Below are 13808 nucleotides of genomic sequence, written 5' to 3'. Positions count from 1 at the left end.
GTTTCACCACATTCGCCTGAACGCCACCCCAATGCAAGGCGGTGAAAGCGTGAAAGGTATTTCCGGATAAAAGAAATCAAATGTCTGGAGAGATGTTTTATACCACTTTACCCCCCCGCCGTACAACACAAGCATTCTGCACGAGCCACACCAGTGTGGAACAAATGGATTGCAAGTGTGGAACACATGGGATGCAAGTGTGGCAGAAATGATAGAATTTCAATCTTATCCTCAAAAATATCCGAGCATGAAAATAATGAGGGAAATATAATAAAGCAAACAATTTTTCGCTATTTTTGCCAAAGCAACCATTGGATAAAAGCACTATGGACATCGTTGTAGAACATAGCATCATCCGGGATAAAGCGGAATATCTGCTCTCTCTCATTTCTCATTTTGCCGAGCGTAACGGACTGAACAAAATGCAAGCCTACCGATACATCAAACGTTTCGGCGGTATCAAACTTGTGGACGAGCATTACAACATCATGCATACACTCAGTTTTGACGAAGCTTTGGATTCATTGACCCATTATTTAAATCGTCAGGGAGGAGCCATTACATGAAACTATATCACGGCAGCAATATTGAAATCGAGAAGATAGACCTCTATAAATCCAAACCCTGCAAAGACTTTGGACGGGGATTCTATCTATCAGACAATCAAATTCAAGCAGAAGAGCTTGCCAGATTCAGAGCACTGACTGTGGGCGGTAATCCTGTAATAACCATATTTGAATTTGATGAGTCCCTATTGGAAAATGGCGATCTGAAATATCTCAAATTTGAACATTATTCTGAAGAATGGGCCAACTTTGTATTTGAGAACCGAAAGAATGCTTTTACTTTCGATAACAACTACGATGTTATTTATGGACTTATTGCAAATGACAGAGTGGGCTTTCAAATTCAAAAACTGGAAGACGGAAGTATCGATATGAAAGAGTTTCTTAATCGTATTAAATACTTCAAAGGCGTTACTTACCAATATTTCTTTGGAACAGAACTTGCTATCTCTAAACTTAGGAAATTATGACCGACATTGATTACATGATAGAACATGTAGCAGCAGACCTCATCAGACTGCTCGTTAAAAAACAAGGCATGACATTCATTGACGCAGTAGACACTCTGTATACATCGGACACTTACGCCAAACTATCCAATCCTGAAACTGGACTATACTTCCAAAGTTCCAACTATGTCTACTCGTTTTTGGAACATGAGCTAACTACCGGAATAATGGGATAGATTAGAAACTATAAGAGGAGACATATCAAAACGCTTCCCCATAAAACAAGAATGCCCCAGCCGTGCAACGCACGCCGGGGCATTCCCTGTTTTTTCTACAATCCTAAATGACTTTAGTTGTTTTCCGGACGGAGCTTGCGTACCGTAACAGCAGTCTGCCACATTTCGCTTTCGCGCAGGGCTTTCAGTTCGGCATTCAGCTTCTCGCGATAGTCGGGTTGCGAGTTGCTGTCAATAGAAATCTGAGCTTCGTTACCACACTTCACGCTCTCATACAACTTCTGAACCACGGGTTTGATAGCATCGTGGAACGGGCCCATCCAGTCGAGGGCACCACGCTGTGCAGTAGTAGAGCAGTTGGCATACATCCAGTCCATACCGTTCTTGGCAAAAAGGGGCATCAACGACTGAGTCAGTTCCTCAACCGTTTCGTTGAAGGCTTCGGAAGGCGTGTGACCGTTCTCGCGCAACACTTCGTACTGTGCCAGCAACAGCCCCTGGATAGCACCCATCAGCGAACCACGCTCGCCGGTAAGGTCGGAAGTAGCCTCGCGTTGGAAAGTAGTCTCGAACAGATAGCCGGAACCAATACCAATACCCAATGCCAGTGTGCGGTCCATAGCTTTGCCCGTAGCGTCCTGATAAATGGCGTAAGAAGAGTTCAGTCCGCGGCCTTCGAGGAACATGGTGCGGAGTGAAGTACCCGAACCCTTCGGAGCTACCATGATAACATCAATATCTGTAGGAGGAACTACACCCGTACGGTCGCTCCAAGTGATGGCGAAGCCGTGTGAGAAATAAAGAGCCTTGCCGGCTGTGAGGTGCGGCTTCAGCGAAGGCCATACCGACATAACAGCAGCATCGGAAAGCAGGCACATCACAATTGTACCTCTCTCGGCTGCTTCTTCGATGCCGAACAGTGTTTCGCCCGGTACCCATCCGTCAGCAATCGCCTTCTCGAAGGTCTTGCCCGGACGCTGGCCAACGATAACGTTGAAACCATTGTCACGCAGGTTACAGGCCTGACCCGGTCCCTGTACACCATATCCGATTACTGCGATAGTTTCGTCTTTCAGAATCTCACGTGCTTTCTCCAAAGGAAATTCTTCGCGGGTCATCACATTCTCGATAACACCGCCAAAATTCAATTGTGCCATTTTGTTTTAGTTTTTTATTTGTGGCTTTCGCCTGGTTAATATTTTATTTTTTTAGTTTTTGAGTTCTTGAGGTTTTGAAGTTTTGAGTTCTTGAGGTTCTAAGTTCCATATAAACTTAAAAACTCAAAAACTTATAAACTTAAAAACTCAAATTCTATTTTCGCCCGGCAGACCGTCTCACTACCGTTCTTCTTCACTTCCACACCGTAGACGCCGTTGCCGTCGTCGTCCAGATAGAAAGAAAGTTCGTCGCCGTAATAGCTCTCGGCTACGTAGGCCATCTCGAAACGACGGATGCGTTCCGTACGATACTTCTCCAACGGGAAGAGGTCGAGAATATGCTCAATGTAACGGATACTGTTCACATGGCCGTTCACGTCGATGTCGCTATACTTGGCCTTCAGCGTAGACACTGGCTCCGTAGCAGTGATTTTGATGCGCGAAGGTTTCTCGATGGGGCAAGGCTCGTCGCATACATAGTCCACAATGCTTCCGTTGTGCATGGCCATCAGGTCGATGGGTTTGCGCGTCTGCATACTGATCATGGCCCATACGGAGCGTGCATAACCAATCTTGCGTCCATCCCTGCCGACAATGGCAAAGTTACGGTCGGTGAAGAGGCGATAGACGTTCTCCACCCACGTCTGCACCGAAAAAGTCTCGTACTGATAGGGCATCTCGTCCATCTCGATAGCCAGTCGGGACAATACCCACGTATAGTTTTCCTCGTTCAGTGTAGCCATGCCGAAACCGCGTTCGGTGGCATGAAAGCCTGCACAGTTCAGCAGGTGGTTGCCCAGCACGCCCAACGTCAGCCTTCCTGTAAAGTCTACATGGAAAGGTTCGGCTACGAAATTATAGGTTCCTATCTTGTTGTCCATAGGTCGAGGATTTTTAGTTTTTAAGTTTTTTAGTTTTTAAGTTTAGTTGACAAGGGACAAGTTAACGAGGCCACGAGGGGAAAAGGGACTCATTACTTGTTAACTTGTCTACTCGTCAACTTGTCTACTCATTTCTTCTTTACTCTTCAGATACTTTGCCTCACGTTCAGCCAGATATTCGTTCACCCGTTCGAAACAACTGGTAGTAATGGCCACACGGCCCGAACGGACAAACTGAAGCACACAGCCGAAAGTCTGCAACTCCTGGTAAAGACAGGTGATGTCGTCGCTCATACCATTCATCTCGACAATGGAGAACACCGGATTTACTTCCACAATACGGGCATGATACTTACGTATCACCTTGGAAACCTCCGGAGTCTGCTCCAACGCAGGAGTTGCCACCTTATAGAGGGCAATCTCATGCTGGTAGATCTCATCATCGGTGAAATAGTGCGCCTGCAGCACATCTATCTTCTTGGTTATCTGTTTCACCACCTTTTCAATGGTGTCACGATCGGTCCATGCGGTAATGGTATATTTGTGCACCCCCTTGATGGACGAGGCAGACACATTCAGGCTCTCGATATTAATCTGCCTGCGGGTGAACACAGCCGTCACCTGGTTGAGCAAGCCGGCGATGTTCTCCGAATGGACGATAATGGTATATAATGTCTTTTCAGTCATAATTCTTTGTTTTCAATTTCAACATTCCAACAGCATCTGGTTCACCGAACCACCCGGAGGTGTCATCGGCATCACGTTGCCTTCTTCTTCCACACAGGCTTCGAGCAGGAACGGGCCGTCGGTTGCCAGCATCTCGCGGATAGCATCAGCCAGTTCCGAACGTTCCATCACACGACGCGAAGGAATGCCGTAAGCAGCAGCTATCTGCATATAGTCGGGGTTCAACATGGGCGTGAACGAGTAGCGGCGGTTGAAGAACATGGCCTGCCACTGGCGAACGTTACCCAAATAATTATTGTTCAGCAGAATCATCTTGACAGGGGCCTTCTGTTCCATCACCGTGCCCAGTTCCTGCAGGTTCATCTGCAAGCCGCCGTCGCCCATGAAGACACAAACCGTGCGGTCGGGGCGTCCGAACATAGCACCGATGGCAGCAGGAAGTCCGAAGCCCATCGTACCCAATCCGCCGGAAGTGACAATGCTGCGCGGACGGGTGTACTTGAAGTAACGGGCAGACATCATCTGGTTCTGGCCGACGTCGGTCACCAGAATAGCATCGTTATGGGTTGCCTCGCTCACGGCACGTACCACTTCGCCCATACTCAGCTCGCGGGTAGTGCGGCACAGTTCGGGACGGATTACCTTCTCTTCCTCTACTTCTTCGTAGGTACGGAAACTGTCGAGCCACTCCCGGTGGGTGGCCGGTTTCAGCAGTTCGGTAACGGCAGGCAATGTCTCTTTGCAGTTACCCAGCACAGCTACATCGGTCTTGATGTTCTTGTCTATCTCGGCAGGGTCGATATCGAAGTGAATGATTTTGGCTTGCGGGGCATAGGTTGCAACGTTGCCTGTCACACGGTCGTCGAAGCGCATACCTACGGCTATCAGCACATCGCACTTGTTGGTGTTGATGTTCGGTCCCAAATTGCCGTGCATACCCAGCATGCCTTTGTTCAGCGGATGGTCGGAAGGCAAAGCCGACAGTCCCAACAAGGTGCGTCCGGCAGGCAGTTCAGCCTTTTCGATGAAAGCTAACAGCTCGGCTTGGGCATTTCCCAACTCTACACCTTGCCCAACGAGCACCAACGGACGCTGGGCAGCGTTGATGAGGTCGGCCGCCTGGCGGATAGCCTCCATATCCATGTCGGGTACAGGCTGGTAGCTGCGGATGAAGTCGACTGTTGCCGGCGCATACTCTGTCTTATCCACTTGGGCATTCTTGGCAAAGTCGAGCACTACGGGACCGGGACGTCCGCTGCGTGCTATGTAGAAGGCACGTGCCACAGCCCAAGCCACATCTTCGGCCCGGCGAATCTGATAGCTCCACTTGGTGATAGGTTGTGTGATGCCTACCAGATCGACTTCCTGAAAAGCATCCGTACCAAGAAAGCCCGTCCCCACCTGTCCGGCTATCACCACCATCGGCGTACTGTCTATCATGGCATCGGCAATGCCTGTAATAGTATTGGTGGCTCCCGGACCGCTGGTTACCAGACAGACACCTACCTCACCCGACACGCGGGCAAAGCCTTGCGCAGCATGGGTAGCTCCCTGTTCGTGGCGTACCAGAATATGGTTCAACGTCTTCCGATGGTCGTATAAGGCATCGAATACCGGCATGATGCTTCCACCCGGATAACCGAATATTGTTTTTACCCCCTCGTGTTCCAGCGAACGCATCAGGGCTTCTGCGCCTGTAATTGTATCTTTCATATCAATATAATGGATAATGGAGAATGGAAAATGGAGAATGAGTGATGAATTCTCAATTATCAATTATCCATTCTTAATTCTATTAGTCTATCAGTCTCACCGCCCCCTTGTCTGCCGAGCTTACTAAACTGGCGTAAGCCTTCAGCGCCTTGGATACCTCGCGGTTGCGGGTGACAGGCGTCATGGGGCGGGCAGCCAGTTCTTCATCGGTCAGCTTCACGTTAATGGTGCGGTTGGGAATATCTATTTCGATGATGTCGCCATCCACCAGCTTACCGATGTTACCGCCGGCAGCCGCTTCGGGCGAGATGTGACCGATGCTCAGGCCCGACGTACCGCCACTGAAGCGTCCGTCGGTAATAAGGGCACATTCCTTGCCCAAATGGCGCGACTTGATGTAGGACGTAGGATAAAGCATCTCTTGCATGCCCGGACCACCCTTAGGACCTTCGTGGGTGATAACCACTACGTCGCCACTCTGTACTTTACCGCCCAAGATGCCTTCGCAAGCAGCTTCCTGCGAGTCAAACACCTTGGCTGGACCTGTAAACTTCCAGATGCTTTCGTCCACTCCGGCGGTCTTCACTACACAACCGTCCAGGGCGATGTTCCCCTTCAGTACGGCCAGTCCGCCATCCTTGCTATAAGCGTGCTCCAAGTCGCGGATGCAACCGTTGGCACGGTCAGTATCGAACTCTTTGTAATAAGCATCCTGCGAACCCAGCTTCAGGTTGAACTTACCGCCGGGGGCACTGGCATACTTTTTCTGTGCCTTCTTGCAGACGTTGGGACTGGTGATGCAGTACTGGTCAATCTCCTCGGCCAGCGTCATGCCATCTACACGTTTCACACTGGTATCTACCAGTCCCCCTTTAGCCAGTTCGGCCATGATGGCTACGATGCCGCCTGCACGGTTCACGTCCTGCACGTGGTATTTCTGCGTGTTCGGAGCAACCTTACACAAGCAGGGCGTCTTGCGCGACAATATGTCAATGTCTTCCATCTTGAAGTCGGCTCCAGCCTCGTGGGCCACTGCCAGCAGGTGAAGCACCGTATTGGTAGAACCTCCCATGGCGATATCCAGCGTCATGGCGTTGAGGAAAGCCTCGCGGGTGGCGATGCTGCGGGGAAGTACGCTCTCGTCGCCTTCCTCGTAGTATTTGTAAGCGTTCTCCACAATCAGTTTGGCAGCGTCTTTGAACAGTTTCCGGCGATTCTCGTGTGTAGCCACAATTGTTCCATTGCCCGGCAGAGCCAGTCCGATGGCTTCATTCAGACAGTTCATCGAATTGGCGGTAAACATACCCGAACAGCATCCGCATGTGGGGCAGGCATGTTGCTCTATCTTGGCTACATCCTCGTCGCTCACCGTCGTATCGGCCGACTTGATCATGGCATCAATCAGGTCGAGGTGCTGCCCTTTCCACTCGCCAGCCTCCATCGGTCCGCCCGAAACGAAGACGGTAGGAATGTTCAGACGCATGGCGGCCATCAGCATGCCCGGCGTAATCTTGTCGCAATTGCTGATGCAGACCATGGCATCGGCCTTGTGGGCATTGACCATGTACTCCACACTATCGGCAATGATGTCGCGCGAAGGCAGTGAATAAAGCATGCCGTCGTGTCCCATGGCAATGCCGTCGTCGATGGCAATGGTATTGAATTCGGCAGCAAAGCAACCCAGCTTTTCAATCTCTTCCTTGACGAACTGCCCTATCTCGTGCAGGTGGACGTGCCCCGGAACAAACTGCGTAAACGAATTAACGATGGCAATAATGGGCTTACCCATCTGCTCACGCTTCATGCCATTGGCCACCCACAATGCACGTGCTCCCGCCATGCGGCGGCCTTGCGTGCTGAACGAACTGCGTAACTGATGTTTCATCTTCGTTATTCTCCTTTCAATAAAAAAGCCTTTCTCGTATGTGAGAAAGGCTTCAAAAAAATATCTTCATCAGGTATGGATACATACACAAAACCTTTCTCACGCTCTTGATTTCAAGACCACGACGCGAATAATATGCAGGACTGCCAGGTTAATGGATGTATGTAGCATCATATCTTTCTTTTTTAAACGATTCAACTGTTTTATTGCTTAACGTGTCGCAAAGGTAAGTGATTTTTTATAATATACAAGCAGTTTGAAGAAAAAAAAGATATTTTTCTATAGATTCGTAAGAAAAAGGCGCATAAAAGTCTCCTTTTATCATAAAAGTCGAACTAACGAAAGAGCAACAAAAAGAAACTGCCACGGCTTTGCAGGCAAAACCAGTGAGGTTTGTCCGGCTGTTGCCCCGCATTTGATGAACAAACACGAGGCGTTTTCCCTGCAAACGCGGGGCATTTTCCCGACAAACGCGGCGCGTTTCTAAAACAAACCTGCCCTCCAGTGTTCCAGACAACCGTTCCACAGGAACAGTCGCTAAAACCAACCGGAAGGCAGGGACGTTGTCGTTGTCATTCCATGCCACATTTATAACAACAACATCTTTCTTTTTTTCTTTATTTCTTTCTTTATATATATAAAGGAGAAAATTGCGCTTATTCTACGCAATTCTTCATCATTTTCCTTATTATCAAACGATTATCTACTACAAAACAATTGTTTTAGTAGTCATTACTCCCTATTTTCGACCAATTTTCCTTCATTTTTCGATGTTTTTCCACTGTTTTTTGCAGTTTTTCTGATGTTTTTTGCTGGATTTTCATCGTTTTTTCATCAAAACCTTGTCGAAACTGGAAAGATTTTCATCATTTTCTGTTGTTTTCTGAGCGTTTTCTGTTGTTTTTTTAGGTCAGCGCACTGCTATTTCGGCAAAGCCCATCGGCTCGTTTTCCGTAACCATACGGACAGCCTTCAGGTAGAGGTAACGAGCCTTGACCGGAGTAAAATAGACCGATTGCATAACCGGATTGTTACGGATATTAGAAAACTCACCTGCTTTAATCTTGCGAACATGCTGCCCATCGGCATCCGCCACAGACAGTTCATAATGGGAAATAAGCCCCCGATTAGGTTCACTCTGGTCGGGCAGAAAATGGAAAGATGAAACAAAACGTTCGCTGCCCAAATCGACAGTCAACAGATCGCCATCAACAAAACAAGTAGTCTTTTCGTCACGGTCAGATGCAGCAGCAGCCGATTCCGCGTTCACACCGGAGAGGGTGAAAGGAAAACTCTGCATTTTGGAAGCCTGTACTTCTTCAAAAAGCTTGTCTGCCTGCTCGCCAGCATCATATACCCCGATATTATTGAGACAAAGCGGACCACGGGCGTCGGTAATCCGGATACGAATGCCATCGGAAACTACAGAAGAAAAGCGCAAAAGACGCTTATAGCCAATGGTCGTAGTTTCTTCATTCAGCACAACAGGCTGCCAGTTGCCCGATGCGTCACGATACTCTACCGTAAAAGCCTTCACACGCTGACCCAACGGAATGTACTCCTGCAAAAGCATGCGGTTCATCCGCAAAGCCGATGAAAAAGCAAAAGTAATATCGGCCGTCACTACACTGTCTGTTGTAGCCCAGAATGTATCGTAATCGTTGTCTGTCAAGGCTGAAGCCACATAAGCACCACCCCGCTCGTCGCTCACCTGTGGAGTAAGGCCAGCTACCAGATTTGTTTTCAACTCTTCCTGTATGATCTGATGGAAACGGACAGCATTAGCCGAATCAATCGGATGAATCAGACCGTTTCTGTCTACCGGGAAGTTGAGCAACAAAGTGCCGTTATGACCTACGCTGCGATAGTACAGGTCGACCAGTTGTTCGGGTGTTTTCACCAGACTGTCTTGTTCGGGATGGTAGAACCACCCCGGACGGATGGATACATCGCACTCGGCAGCTACCCATTGATCGCCATCGGCATGACCATACTGAAGCTCATAGCTTTTGTCATAGCCGGGATAAACCTCGCCCTTACGAAGGAAAGACCAGTTGGTTGCCCCCGCAAAGCCACGTTCATTGCCCACCCAACGGCATCCGGGACCACCGTCGGAAAAGATAACAGCCTGCGGCTGGATGCTGTCCAGCATTTCATATATACGAGGATAGTTGTAATAGTTGCGCCGGTCGATGGTCCTCGTTTCCTTCGCTCCGCCGTACCATCCATCACCTCCATTGGCACCATCAAACCATACTTCGAAAACTTCACCATAATTCGTCAGCAAGTCACGCAACTGGGCATAAAAATAGTCCAGATATTCAGGTGATCCATAATTGGCCTGATGGCGATCCCATGGCGACAGATAGACAGCAAACTTCAGCCCATACTTCTTGCAGGCTTCCGACAATTCACGTACGATATCTCCCTTACCATCTTTATAAGGACTGTTGGCTACACTGTAATCGGTCCCGGCAAAAGGCCACAGACAGAAACCATCGTGATGTTTGGCCGTCAGTATCACACCTTTCATTCCGGCAGCCACTAACGTACGCGCCCATTGTTCACAATCCAAACGGACAGGATTGAACACCTCTGCCGGTGTGTCACCATATCCCCATTCCCGGTCGTTGAACGTATTCAGGCCAAAATGGATAAAAGCATAGGTTTCCATTTTTTGCCATTCCACTTGTTTAGGTTCAGGAACAGGCAACAGAGGAGCCGGAGCCTCAACATGGGTTGATGAACAGGAAGACAGGCCTACGGCCAACATCGAAGCCAGGCATAATGCTGACAAACTGGTACTTTTTTTCATATCATAGATTGGTTTTGATAAATAATCAGTTGTTATCGTTCAGGTATATTGTCCGCCGCTCGGCAATGGACAGCTTTGACCATGGAGTGACCGAAGTCCACAAAGCCAGGTCGGTAATGTCTGCCGGATAAGTTTCTCCACCGTTCAGATCTTCCTGCAGTGCCTTCAGCATCACATAGTCCATCCCCTGGTGATGGGTATCTACCCTCAATGCTTCCTGTCCCCAATGCTGCCAATAACGATGTTCGTAACGGCTGATATAGGACTCATCGGACTCCCAGGTTTCATTAGGACTGTACCCCTCAATATAAATCTGCCGACGGTCGCCCTGCCAGATGCCTTTGGTTCCCTGTATCTCAAAATCAAGGCTACGCGGACGAGGCAAAGTCGTATCATGAGTCAAAGTAACCAGAATACCTTTTTCGGTCTGCAACTGGGTTACTACGACATCCCCCATGGTAATTTTCTGATCCGACGGTCCGCCCAAATCACGAATACGCTGCAACAGACCAGCCGGTTTTGAGGCAAAGGAAGTAAGACTCTTAAAACGATCGGTACGCCCGATACCTGCTATCAGGCAAAGCGGAGCCAGACCATGCGTAGGATACAAATCGCCATTTCCCTCCTGATAAAAACGGCTACGCCAAACGCTTTCCGTCTTGTCACGGTTGCCCAGCGTGCCGTCATCGTCCAGTAGCAAACGACGCAAATCGTGGCGGTAGCCGCCACGCATATAAACTATCTCGCCCAACAGACCGGCACGCACTAATGTATAGACTGACAAATTCTCGCGCATGAAGAGTGTATTTTCCAACGGATAGACTTTGCGCCCTGCACGTCGGGCACATTCTATCAGCGGCCGGTATTCATCCAGATACAACCCGCCTTTTATTTCCAAAGCCACATCGGCTCCATGTTCCACACAGTGCAGCGCGTGTTGCACATGACACTGCCAAGGCGAGGCCACAAATACCAAGTCGGGATGCTGCCCATCCAGCATGTTCAGATAGTCATCCTCGCCGCTATTGTAACAACATACATCGGGCATCCCGATATCCGTTAAAGCCGGATCGGCAACTGCCACTACCCGAAAGCCGGAAATGCAACGCAACAATCGGAACAGTTGCATCCCCCGATACCCAACACCTATAAATGCTGTCTTTATCATATACTTGCCGTCAGTCTGTTCTTTTCCTTTTCATTGTACGAAATGTATGTCAAAGGTAGGCATTTTTTGCAACATAAGCCAAAAGTTTCCTATCTTTGCCCGGTAAAACAAAAGATTATTCACTAAAATCATCTTTATAAAAATGGAAAACAAATACATCACCGTAGCCTATAAACTGTATTCAATAGAGGACGGCGAAAGAGATTTCGTTGAAGAAGCCCCTGCAGAACACCCTTTCCAGTTCATTTCGGGATTGGGCATGACACTCGACGCCTTCGAAAGCCAACTGACCGGCCTGAATGTTGGAGACAAATTCGACTTCACCATCGGAGCAGCCGACGCTTATGGCGAATACGACGAAGAGCACGTTATTGATTTACCGAAAAACATTTTCCTGATAGATGGAAAATTCGACAGCGAACGTGTAGTAGAAGGAGCCGTTATTCCGCTGATGACAGCCGAAGGACAACGCATCAACGGCAGTGTGGTAGAAGTAAAGGACGATGTGGTAGTAATGGATATGAACCATCCCCTGGCCGGATGCGACCTGAACTTCGTAGGCGAAGTAGTAACCAGCCGTCTGGCAACCAATGAAGAGTTGGCTGAAGTAGCCCGCATGATGAGCGGCGGTTGTAGCGGCGGATGTGGAAGCTGCGGCGGTGGTTGCGGCGATCACGAATGTGGCGACGACTGCGGATGCGAAGGCGGATGCTGCCACTAAAAGAATGAAGAACTAAAAATGAAGAATGAAGAATTTCTTTGTGTTCCCTTATTGGGCAGATACACATCAAACGAAAATTCTTCATTCTTCATTTTTAGTTCTTCATTTACTTGCTTGTCATAATATCAAGCACCAGTCGATCCGTCTCGTTCATTCCCTGCGAACCGATCTTCGTCAAGTTACGGATACTCTGGTCAACGTCCTCGTCAATGATTCCTTCCACCGAAGTAACGCACCGGTTTTCCATCGCCATGATGGCTGAAAGGACTGCAGTCGACACACCGGTCGTCACCTTCAATGCACAGCTCGGCTTGGCTCCATCGCATATCATTCCCGTCAGATTAGCAATCATGTTCTGCACAGCATAAGTTATCTGCTCGTATGTGCCTCCCATCAGCCAAGTGATGCCACAGCTGGAACCTGTAGCTGCCACCACGCAACCGCATAAAGCAGAAAGACGTCCCAGACTTTCCTTTATATAAATCACCGTCAGATGGCTCAACATCAGGGCGCGTATCAGTTCCTCTTCCGACTTTCCATTCTCTTCGGCATAAACCACTACCGGAAGCGTGGCCGAGATGCCTTGGTTTCCACTGCCTGAATTACTCATTACCGGTATCATGGCTCCTGCCATACGGGCATCGCAGGCACCTGACGTATACGAAAGAATATGTGAAAAGACACTGTCGCCCATGATCTTATGCTCGTAATTTCCACGGAGCATCTTACCCAAACCGTGACCATAATCTCCTGCAAACGACTGCTCGGCAGCAGCCTTGTTCAGACGGGCCGTCTCCTGAATGAATCGAATTTCATCCAATGGAGCTGTCATTGCAAAATCGTAGACCTTACGGAAAGTCAGGCTAAGCTTTTCTTCTTCCTGCTCGGTTGTGCCCGAAGCTGTACGTTTGTCAAACTGTATCTGTCCGTTACAGGCTTCATACACAAAATTGGTATGCCCTCCAGCAATAATGGCCGTAGCCTCATCACCTCCTGCCTGACAGACAGCTTCTATGTACAGCTTCTCGGCAATATCTTTTTTCAAAGCAATCGATATCCGCTTATCGGCAATAAACTGCTTGCCTTCCTCTACAGCTTCGGGAGTACTATCCTTCAGCACTTCCAACTGGTAAGCAGATTTCCCTATCAGGGCTCCCAGAGCCACAGCAATCGGCAATCCTATCATGCCCGTACCAGGTATACCCACTCCCATCGCATTCTTCAGGATATTGGCACTAAGCCACAGCGAAATTTTCTCCGGGCGTTTACCCAATAACTCGGTGGCACGAGCCACACAAAGAGCAACCGCAATAGGTTCGGTACATCCGATAGCCGGAACAACTTCCTGTTTTACCAACCTGATAATCTTTTTTCTTTCTATTTCGTCCATACAAAAATCCTATCATTATTCAATAATCATACAAATTTAAAGGTAATAGAAGAGAAAACAATAAGATTCAGCGGCTTTTTTTGCAGAATGAGGCCTTTTAAAACCAATATTCCGAAATAATGGAGTATTTTTGTAACTTG

General features: G+C 48.6%; 13 protein-coding genes. 4 read left to right on the top strand and 9 right to left on the bottom strand.

The window, feature by feature from the left end:
* Nucleotides 1–326: 326 nt before the first annotated feature.
* Genes BQ5591_RS06130 through BQ5591_RS06120 form a run of 3 tightly spaced genes read left to right on the top strand, consistent with a single transcriptional unit; the run spans nt 327 to nt 1251 of the window.
* Nucleotides 327–566, top strand: coding sequence for a DUF3791 domain-containing protein (locus tag BQ5591_RS06130; protein WP_022162977.1), 240 nt, complete (start codon nt 327–329; stop codon nt 564–566).
* Complete coding sequence (locus tag BQ5591_RS06125) at nt 563–1036, top strand: DUF3990 domain-containing protein (protein ID WP_071148776.1); 474 nt, start codon at nt 563–565, stop codon at nt 1034–1036. Before BQ5591_RS06130 ends, BQ5591_RS06125 begins: the two co-directional genes overlap by 4 nt.
* Entirely contained in the window at nt 1033–1251 is a 219-nt protein-coding gene (locus tag BQ5591_RS06120) for a hypothetical protein (protein ID WP_071148775.1), read from the top strand. Before BQ5591_RS06125 ends, BQ5591_RS06120 begins: the two co-directional genes overlap by 4 nt.
* A gap of 113 nt (nt 1252–1364) precedes the next feature.
* Here BQ5591_RS06120 and ilvC read toward each other — a convergent pair whose 3' ends face one another.
* The 8 genes from ilvC to BQ5591_RS06085 all read right to left on the bottom strand — a co-directional run bounded on the left by ilvC (nt 1365) and on the right by BQ5591_RS06085 (nt 11557).
* Complete coding sequence (gene ilvC, locus BQ5591_RS06115; RefSeq protein WP_071148774.1) at nt 1365–2408, bottom strand: ketol-acid reductoisomerase; 1044 nt, start codon at nt 2406–2408, stop codon at nt 1365–1367.
* A gap of 131 nt (nt 2409–2539) precedes the next feature.
* A complete protein-coding gene (locus tag BQ5591_RS06110) occupies nt 2540–3289 on the bottom strand; it encodes an acyl-[acyl-carrier-protein] thioesterase (protein ID WP_071148773.1) in 750 nt (249 codons plus the stop codon).
* A 108-nt stretch (nt 3290–3397) separates the two neighbouring features.
* Nucleotides 3398–3976, bottom strand: coding sequence for an acetolactate synthase small subunit (gene ilvN, locus BQ5591_RS06105; protein ID WP_022163209.1), 579 nt, complete (start codon nt 3974–3976; stop codon nt 3398–3400).
* An 18-nt stretch (nt 3977–3994) separates the two neighbouring features.
* Complete coding sequence (gene ilvB, locus BQ5591_RS06100; RefSeq protein ID WP_071148772.1) at nt 3995–5689, bottom strand: biosynthetic-type acetolactate synthase large subunit; 1695 nt, start codon at nt 5687–5689, stop codon at nt 3995–3997.
* A gap of 82 nt (nt 5690–5771) precedes the next feature.
* Nucleotides 5772–7574: a dihydroxy-acid dehydratase gene (gene ilvD, locus BQ5591_RS06095; RefSeq protein ID WP_071148771.1), complete on the bottom strand. Its 1803-nt coding sequence runs from the start codon at nt 7572–7574 to the stop codon at nt 5772–5774.
* Nucleotides 7575–7812: 238 nt separating this feature from the next.
* Nucleotides 7813–8160 carry a hypothetical protein gene (locus BQ5591_RS21340; RefSeq protein ID WP_159434435.1) on the bottom strand — a complete coding sequence of 116 codons (348 nt, stop codon included), beginning with the start codon at nt 8158–8160 and terminating at the stop codon, nt 7813–7815.
* Nucleotides 8161–8484: 324 nt separating this feature from the next.
* Nucleotides 8485–10389 (bottom strand): alpha-L-fucosidase, encoded by a 1905-nt coding sequence (locus BQ5591_RS06090; RefSeq protein WP_071148770.1) that lies wholly within the window; start codon nt 10387–10389, stop codon nt 8485–8487.
* Between the two features lie 25 nt (nt 10390–10414).
* On the bottom strand, nt 10415–11557 hold the full coding sequence (locus BQ5591_RS06085; RefSeq protein ID WP_071148769.1) for a Gfo/Idh/MocA family protein: 1143 nt from the start codon (nt 11555–11557) through the stop codon (nt 10415–10417).
* A gap of 142 nt (nt 11558–11699) precedes the next feature.
* Here BQ5591_RS06085 and BQ5591_RS06080 point away from each other — a divergent pair, with 142 nt between their 5' ends.
* On the top strand, nt 11700–12278 hold the full coding sequence (locus tag BQ5591_RS06080; RefSeq protein WP_071148768.1) for an FKBP-type peptidyl-prolyl cis-trans isomerase: 579 nt from the start codon (nt 11700–11702) through the stop codon (nt 12276–12278).
* Nucleotides 12279–12384: 106 nt separating this feature from the next.
* Here BQ5591_RS06080 and BQ5591_RS06075 read toward each other — a convergent pair whose 3' ends face one another.
* The gene (locus BQ5591_RS06075; RefSeq protein ID WP_071148767.1) at nt 12385–13668 is read right to left on the bottom strand and encodes an L-cysteine desulfidase family protein; all 1284 of its coding nucleotides are present in this window, start codon (nt 13666–13668) and stop codon (nt 12385–12387) included.
* Nucleotides 13669–13808: the final 140 nt, after the last annotated feature.

Source organism: Bacteroides ndongoniae (assembly GCF_900108345.1).
Taxonomy (GTDB): Bacteria; Bacteroidota; Bacteroidia; order Bacteroidales; family Bacteroidaceae; genus Bacteroides; species Bacteroides ndongoniae.
This window is presented reverse-complemented; position numbering and strand designations above follow the sequence as displayed.

Coding starts and splice junctions, on each gene's coding strand:
- BQ5591_RS06130 (WP_022162977.1), top strand. CDS start 327: ATGGACATCGTTGTAGAACATAGCATCATCCGGGATAAAGCGGAATAT.
- ilvN (WP_022163209.1), bottom strand. CDS start 3,976: ATGACTGAAAAGACATTATATACCATTATCGTCCATTCGGAGAACATC.
- ilvC (WP_071148774.1), bottom strand. CDS start 2,408: ATGGCACAATTGAATTTTGGCGGTGTTATCGAGAATGTGATGACCCGC.
- BQ5591_RS06080 (WP_071148768.1), top strand. CDS start 11,700: ATGGAAAACAAATACATCACCGTAGCCTATAAACTGTATTCAATAGAG.
- ilvB (WP_071148772.1), bottom strand. CDS start 5,689: ATGAAAGATACAATTACAGGCGCAGAAGCCCTGATGCGTTCGCTGGAA.
- BQ5591_RS06120 (WP_071148775.1), top strand. CDS start 1,033: ATGACCGACATTGATTACATGATAGAACATGTAGCAGCAGACCTCATC.
- BQ5591_RS06090 (WP_071148770.1), bottom strand. CDS start 10,389: ATGAAAAAAAGTACCAGTTTGTCAGCATTATGCCTGGCTTCGATGTTG.
- BQ5591_RS06075 (WP_071148767.1), bottom strand. CDS start 13,668: ATGGACGAAATAGAAAGAAAAAAGATTATCAGGTTGGTAAAACAGGAA.
- BQ5591_RS06110 (WP_071148773.1), bottom strand. CDS start 3,289: ATGGACAACAAGATAGGAACCTATAATTTCGTAGCCGAACCTTTCCAT.
- BQ5591_RS06125 (WP_071148776.1), top strand. CDS start 563: ATGAAACTATATCACGGCAGCAATATTGAAATCGAGAAGATAGACCTC.
- ilvD (WP_071148771.1), bottom strand. CDS start 7,574: ATGAAACATCAGTTACGCAGTTCGTTCAGCACGCAAGGCCGCCGCATG.
- BQ5591_RS06085 (WP_071148769.1), bottom strand. CDS start 11,557: ATGATAAAGACAGCATTTATAGGTGTTGGGTATCGGGGGATGCAACTG.